Source organism: Protofrankia sp. CiT1 (genome assembly GCF_917627335.1).
In the GTDB taxonomy this organism is placed as follows: domain Bacteria; phylum Actinomycetota; class Actinomycetes; order Frankiales; family Frankiaceae; genus Protofrankia.
Window position 1 is genome coordinate 30,072 of sequence record NZ_CAKJTP010000044.1, and the last position, 2,299, is coordinate 32,370.

The following is a 2,299-nucleotide window of genomic DNA, read 5'->3' on the forward strand; positions in this document are numbered from 1 at the left end:
CGGGTCTGGCTGAGGAGCGCGGGCAGCACCCTGGTGCCGCCGACCACCGGCATGAAGTTCGTATCCCCGCCCCAACGCGGCACGACGTGCTGGTGAACGTGCTCGGCGATCCCGGCGCCCGCGACTACACCGAGGTTCATCCCGACGTTGAAACCGTGCGCGCCGCTGGCTCGCCGCAGAGCCCGCAGCGCGTGCTGCGTGAACAGGGCCATCTCCGTGGTCTCAGCGTCCAGGAGATCAGCGTAGTCAGCGATGTGGCGGTACGGAACGATCATGATGTGCCCGGAGTTGTACGGGTAGAGGTTGAGGACGGCATACACAACGTCGCCCCGCGCGACGACGAGTCCTTCCTCGTCCGGCATGGCCGGGATGACACAGAACGGGCAGGATCCACCGGTAGGCCTGCCCTCGCCTTTGATATAGGCCATCCGGTGCGGCGTGTACAGCCGGCGGAAGCCGTCCGGACTACCGACCCCAGCCTGCGGCTCCAGCGGGACGCCATCCGGCGTGGTTGACGTCATACCCACAAACTGCCCGTTTCCCGCGCGCGACCGAGCTGCGGGACCGGAGAGGATCGACCTGGCTGACACGTCACTGGCGCGGCCTCCCGACACGTCCGGAACCTGAGTTCGGGCTGGCTACGGCGGCCTGTAGCCGATGCCACCGCGACCCGCGCCCAGCGTACTGACGCCCATCTGTATATGCCCAGCCGGATGCAACGTCAGAAGACCCGGCAGCACTCCCCGGCGGCACTCACTGCGCGCCCAGACAAGCGCGCCCGGACAAGTAGAAGAGAGGTTGACGGCGTGGGGGGGTCGCCGCCAACCTCTGCCAAGAGCATAAACGGTCTCCGGACATCATGCCGACACTATGACCGGAATCATTCGGCGTGTCGCCAGCGGCGTGGACCCGTCACCACGGGTTCCAGACAGTGTGGCGATCGGCATATTCGCAGGCCACAGCGTATTTGCGGGCCTCAACGGATTCGGATTGTTGGCAGCCAGTCCCTCCGGAGTGGACGTAGGGCGGATGTTATGTTCACAACTGCTTCGCACTTTCTCCACAAGGCACAACCACACCCCGGCGACGTTGGCGACAAAAACGCAGGCAGCGGGGCTGGGGACGGACGATGGCAGCGCCCCGGCGCGCCACCCTCGACGGCGCGTCGAGAAACGCGCCCACCGCCCGTCGGCAGGGAAACAGGCTAAGAGCGCCCGGCAATAGGGGACGCGGCGTCGCGGGGCTGGGGTACGCACCTCGCATCGTTGTCGTCGGTCGCCACCCAACACCAGGGTGGCTCTCTCCTCCGCCTTGCGATGCACGCACCCCAGCCCCGCTCCTTGATCCACGCCCCTATTGCCGGGCGCTCTAGCTGTCGCCGTCCGCGACATCCCCGAGCCTGGACAGGTCGTGGACGACGATTCGCCGATAGCGGGTGCTGAGTATGCCGGCACTCCGCAGCTCCGCGAGCGCCTTGTGCGCGCTGGGCTCGCCAGCGCCGATCAGCCCACCGATCTCGGGCTGGGTCAGCACACCGATCGAGATACCGTCAGCGACCGGCGTGCCGTGCAGGTAGGCGAGCTCGACCAGGACACGCGCCAGCCGGATCTTCACATGGTCGCCGTAGTCGACCCTGCGCCGTGTCGACCAGCGCAGCTTCGCCGCCATCGCGCGGTTCATCTCCGCCGCCATCATCGGGTTGCCGACCAGGAACTGCTCCATGTCGACCGAGCTGATCCGGCGTGCGGTCACCGCGCCGCCAGCGGTCACCGTGGCGGAACGGGGCTCACCGTCCATAGCCGCGATCTCACCGACGACATCTCCACCGACACGGACGGCAAGCAGTGCCCGGACGCCGTGCGGGGTCACTCCGGTGACTTTGCACACGCCGTCAAGCAGGATGAACAGATCCCGGTCCAGGTCACCTTCAATAATCAGAGTTGTCCCGCTGGCATACCGAACGAACTGCCCGAGCTCCAGCAACGCACCCCGTAGCCGCTGGTCCAACCGCCCAAGGAAGGTGTGCGCGGGCCAGTCACGGCCGTACCGAGGCTCGTCCGGGCCCGCGCCGTCCCCGCCGTTCACCATCCCGATTCCCACTCCGCCGGTACCCACCCGAGCTCTTTCATGGAGCGGGGTGACCATCCCCGTCGTATCCATGGCAGGTATCGCCTCCCCAGGCACAAACATGGTTCGCCCCCCGCGCTCCGTACTTCCGACGACCGGCTCTTCCGTGCTCCGCCCGACCTCGTGCCCTGCCTTCAACAGTCGGCCCCCCGATTAGTCGATCCAGCGAAAC

2 protein-coding genes are annotated in these 2,299 nt (G+C 67.0%); both read right to left on the reverse strand.

The window, feature by feature from the left end; genetic code table 11:
• Window positions 1–521: HIT domain-containing protein (locus MJ785_RS09940; RefSeq protein ID WP_239311357.1), on the reverse strand; the 521-nt coding region annotated here is incomplete at its 3' end.
• An 847-nt stretch (window positions 522–1,368) separates the two neighbouring features.
• On the reverse strand, window positions 1,369–2,160 hold the full coding sequence (locus MJ785_RS09945; protein WP_239311356.1) for a Crp/Fnr family transcriptional regulator: 792 nt from the start codon (window positions 2,158–2,160) through the stop codon (window positions 1,369–1,371).
• Window positions 2,161–2,299: the final 139 nt, after the last annotated feature.